Here is a 4,244-nt window from a genome sequence, read left to right as displayed (position 1 = left end):
TACTGGAGGGCGCGGACGTTCTCGCCCCGGTCGCCGTACTTGCAGAACATCTGCGTGATCCCTTCTGCCGGGGCGGGGCCGATCTGCCGGTCGGCGCCGCTGTCGGCGCCGGCTTCGCGGCGACCACCCTGCTGCTCGGCCGGCGCGGCTTCGGCCTCGGCGACGCCAAGCTGGCGCTGGGCGCCGGCGCGCTGCTCGGCTGGTACGGCTGGCCGGTGCTGGTGGCCGGTCTGGTGCTCGCGGTGACCCTCTCCGGCGTGGCCGGGGTGGTGCTGCTGCTCCTCCGCCGGGTCCGCTGGTCGGCGCACCTGCCGTTCGGGCCGTTCCTCGTCCTCGGCACCGTGGTCACGCTGGTGCTGACCACCTGAGCCGTGTGCTCGGCCACCCTCGGGTGGTCGCGCGGCCCGCTCCGGGTACCGGGATCCCAGCCACCTCTCAGCCGGGTCTGGTTCGGTGGCGGTCCACGCACCACCCGGGAGGACACGTGTCGCACGACGGTTGGCGCATCCGGCGCACCAGCGCGGACCTGGACCGGCTCGGCGAGACCGAGTCGGTGTTCGCGCTGGCCAACGGCTGGGTGGGCTGGCGCGGCACGCTCGACGAGGGTCAGCCGTACGGCATGCCCGGCAGCTACCTCAACGGGTTCCACGAACAGCACGAGCTGAGCTACCCCGAGGGCGGGTACGCCTTCCCCGAACGCAGCGACACCGTGATCAGCGCCCCCAACGCCGCCCTGGTCCGACTCTGGGTGGACGGGGAGCCGCTGGACCTGCGCACCGGCACGATCCGGCGGCACCACCGGGAGCTGGACCTGCGGGCCGGGGTGGTCCGCCGGGAGACCGAGTGGGTCTCGCCGGGCGGCCGGGGCGTCCGGGTCGTCAGCACCCGGCTGGTCTCGCTGCCCCGCCGGCCGGTCGCCGCCGTCGACTGGACGGTCGAGCCGCTGGACGGTCCGGTCCCGGTGCGGATCTGCTCCGACCTGCTGGCCAACGAGCGGGTGCCGGAACGCGCCGACGACCCCCGGGCGGCCTCGGTGATCCACGACCCGCTCACCGCCGAGACCGGCCGGCACGACGGCCCGGACGGCGTGCTGGTGCACCGGACCGGACACAGCGGCCAGCGGGTCGCGGTGGCGGTCGCGCACCGGGTCGAGACCCCCGACGACACGGCCACCGACACCGAACTGACGGGCGACCGGTTCCGGCTGGCGCTCACCGGGCCGCTGCGCCCGGGCGAGCGGATCCGGGTCACCAAGTTCGCCGCGTACGAGTGCGCGCATGTGGACGGCACCCCCGCCGGCGAGCTGGCCGACCTGGTCGTCGCGGAGGCGGACGCGGTCCGGGCCGACGGGTTCGACGCCCTGCTCGACGCGCAGCGAGCCGCCCTCGACGCGGCCTGGGCCACCGCCGACGTCGAGCTGGCCGGCGACCCGGAGCTGGAGCAGGCGATCCGCTTCGCGGTGTTCCACCTGATCCAGTCCGGCCGGGCCGACGGCGACCGCACCATCCCGGCGAAGGGCCTGACCGGCAACGGTTACGACGGCCACGTGCTCTGGGACACCGAGGGGTACGTGCTGCCGGTGCTGACGTACCTGGCGCCGGAGCTGACCCGCTCGGCGCTGCGCTGGCGGCACGCCCACCTGCCCGAGGCCCGCGAGCGCGCGGCCGAGCTGCGGCTGACCGGGGCGACCTTTCCCTGGCGGACGCTCGGCGGCCGGGAGTGCTCCGGCTACTGGCCGGCCGGCAGCGCCGGCCTGCACGTCAACGCGGACGTCGCGGACGCGGTGCTGCGCTACGTCGCGGCCACCGGCGACACCGCGTTCCTCGCCGAGTGCGGCGCCGATCTGCTCGTCGAGACCGCCCGGCTGTGGCACGGCTACGGCCACTGGGACGACGCCGGCGCCTTCCACTTGACCGGCGTCACCGGCCCGGACGAGTACTCGGCCCTGGTCGACGACAACGTCTTCACCAACCTGATGGCCCGGCGGAACCTGCGCGGCGCCGCCGACGCCGTCCAGCGGTGCCCGGAGGTGGCCGACCGGCTCGGCGTCGACCCGGCCGAGGTGGCCGGCTGGCGGGCCGCCGCCGACGCGGTCCACGTCCCGTACGACGGCAAGCGCGGCGTGCACCAGCAGTCGGCCGGCTTCACCGAGCAGCCGGAGTGGGACTTCGCCGCGACCGGCGAGGACGACTACCCGCTGCTGCTGCACTTCCCCTACCTGGAGCTGTACCGCAGGCAGGTGGTCAAGCAGGCCGACCTCGTCCTGGCCATGCTGCGGTGCCCCGGCGACTTCACCGCCGAGGAGAAGGCCCGCAACCTGGCCTACTACGAGGCCCGCACGGTCCGGGACTCGTCGCTGTCCGCGTCCGCGCAGGCGATCCTCGCCGCCGAGGTCGGCCACCTCGACCTGGCGTACGACCTGCTCGCCGAGACGGCGTTCCAGGACCTGGCCGACCTGGGCGACAAGACCGCCGACGGGCTGCACCTGGCGTCCCTGGCCGGGGCGTGGCTGGTGGTGGCGCAGGGCTTCGGCGGGCTGCGCGACGACCGGGGCGTGCTCTCCTTCGACCCGCGACTGCCCCGCCGGATCACCCGGCTGGTGTTCCACCTGCGCTGGCGCGGGCACCGGCTACGGGTCACGCTCACCCCGGACACGGCCGGCTACGCGCTGCCCGACGCCGGCGGCGACGACGCGGTCGAGCTGTGGCACCACGGCGAGCGGCTGCGCGTCAGCGGCGGCACGCCTGTCACCCGCCCGATGCCGCGGGTGCCCGACCCCGGCCCCGAGCCGTCCTCCCCACCCGGCCGTCGCCCCGCCCGGCGCGCTCAGGAGGCGGCGGGCGGCGACTGAACGGGCACGCCCGACATCCGCTCGACGATCTCCTCCAGCGCCTCGAACGCGTACGCCCAGTTGTGGCACTTGAAGCTGCGCAGGCCGGTGATCGGGGTGCGGCAGTCGGCACAGTGCACACCGGGGATCGCGTCCGGCACCTCGGTGTTGACGTACTTGCGTTCACCGAGGACGACGCGGGCGACCATCGCCCGGTCGTGCACCTCGTGCAGCGCCGAGGAGACGATGTCGTACCAGGTCACCCGCCGCCCGCACTTCGGGCAGTCCGGCTCGTCGCCGCTGACCCACAGCGGCGCGCCGACGCTGCGCGGCGGGATGTTCAGCAGCTTCTCCAGCCGCCGAACGTCCGCCTCCGGCGTGGTCCACCGGTGCCGCCCCGGCAGCGAGGCGGGCGAGTCGTAGACGGCGCGGAACACCACCGGGTCGACCTCCACGGTCTTCCGTCCACCGGTCATCGATACCTCCTCGAATCGGCTGGTCCCACCGTCGTACCAGGTCAACCGCCTGGGCAAGCGGATCACGGACACGTCGGGTCAGCGGTGTGTCGCCCAGAGTGCTAGACATCAGGGCGTGACGGAGGCCGAGACGCGACCCAACGTCGCCCGGATGTACGACTACTACCTGGGTGGCTGCCACAACTTCGCCGCCGACCGGGCTGCCGCCGAGGAGGTCCTGAAGATCTTCCCGGACACCGGCGTCGCGGCGCAGACCAACCGCGCGTTCCTGCGCCGGGCCGTGCGCTGGGCCGCCGAGCAGGGGATACGCCAGTTCCTCGACGTCGGGGCCGGCCTGCCCACCCAGGGCAACGTGCACGAGGTGGTCCGCGCGGTCGCCCCCGACGCCCGGGTGGTCTACGTCGACCACGACGAGGTGGCCGTGGCGTACGCCCGGCGGCTGCTGCCCACCGACGGCCGCACCGTGGTGCTTCGGGGCGACCTGCGGCGGCCGGACGAGATGCTCGCCGACCCGCTGCTGCGCGCCACCCTCGACCTTGCCGAGCCGGTGGCGCTGCTGCTGGTGGCGGTGCTGCACTTCGTGCCGGACGCGGACGACCCGTGGGCGGCCGTGGCGCGGCTGCGGGACGCCACCGCGCCGGGCAGCCTCCTCGCGGTCTCCCACCTGACTTTGGACGGGGCGCCGCCGCTGCCCGCCCAGGCCGGCACGGCGGTCTACCGGCGCAGCAGCGCGCCGCTGGTGCCCCGCACCCACGCCGAGGTGATCCGCTTCCTCGACGGCTACGACCTGGTCGAACCCGGTCTGGTCCGGTTGGCCGACTGGCGGCCGGACGGCGAGCCGCGGGCCGCCGTGTCGCACGGCTACGGCGGCGTCGGCATCCGCCGCTGACCGGTCCGTCCGGATCCGCCGCGCCGCGGGGCCCGCGCGCCGCGGCTCC

3 protein-coding genes and 1 pseudogene are annotated in these 4,244 nt (G+C 75.0%); 3 read left to right on the top strand and 1 reads right to left on the bottom strand.

All coding sequences use genetic code 11. The annotated features are described in order from the left end of the window. Together HUW36_RS27040 and HUW36_RS27035 are read left to right on the top strand one after the other, a co-directional pair. Window positions 1–368, top strand: a pseudogene (locus HUW36_RS27040) (prepilin peptidase); the annotation flags it as partial. 116 nt (window positions 369–484) lie between these two features. Further along, window positions 485–2,851 carry a glycoside hydrolase family 65 protein gene (locus tag HUW36_RS27035; protein WP_174530723.1) on the top strand — a complete coding sequence of 789 codons (2,367 nt, stop codon included), beginning with the start codon at window positions 485–487 and terminating at the stop codon, window positions 2,849–2,851. On the opposite strand, the gene HUW36_RS27030 is transcribed toward HUW36_RS27035, so the two are convergent. Next, window positions 2,827–3,306, bottom strand: a complete 480-nt coding sequence (locus tag HUW36_RS27030; protein ID WP_174530722.1) for a hypothetical protein — start codon at window positions 3,304–3,306, stop codon at window positions 2,827–2,829. The genes HUW36_RS27035 and HUW36_RS27030 overlap by 25 nt on opposite strands. A 115-nt stretch (window positions 3,307–3,421) precedes the next feature. Here HUW36_RS27030 and HUW36_RS27025 point away from each other — a divergent pair, with 115 nt between their 5' ends. Continuing rightward, the gene (locus tag HUW36_RS27025) at window positions 3,422–4,195 is read left to right on the top strand and encodes an SAM-dependent methyltransferase (RefSeq protein ID WP_174530721.1); all 774 of its coding nucleotides are present in this window, start codon (window positions 3,422–3,424) and stop codon (window positions 4,193–4,195) included. The last annotated feature ends 49 nt before the right edge of the window (window positions 4,196–4,244 follow it).

It is taken from the genome of Micromonospora maritima, from assembly GCF_902825405.1.
GTDB lineage: Bacteria > Actinomycetota > Actinomycetes > Mycobacteriales > Micromonosporaceae > Micromonospora > Micromonospora maritima.
This window is presented reverse-complemented; position numbering and strand designations above follow the sequence as displayed.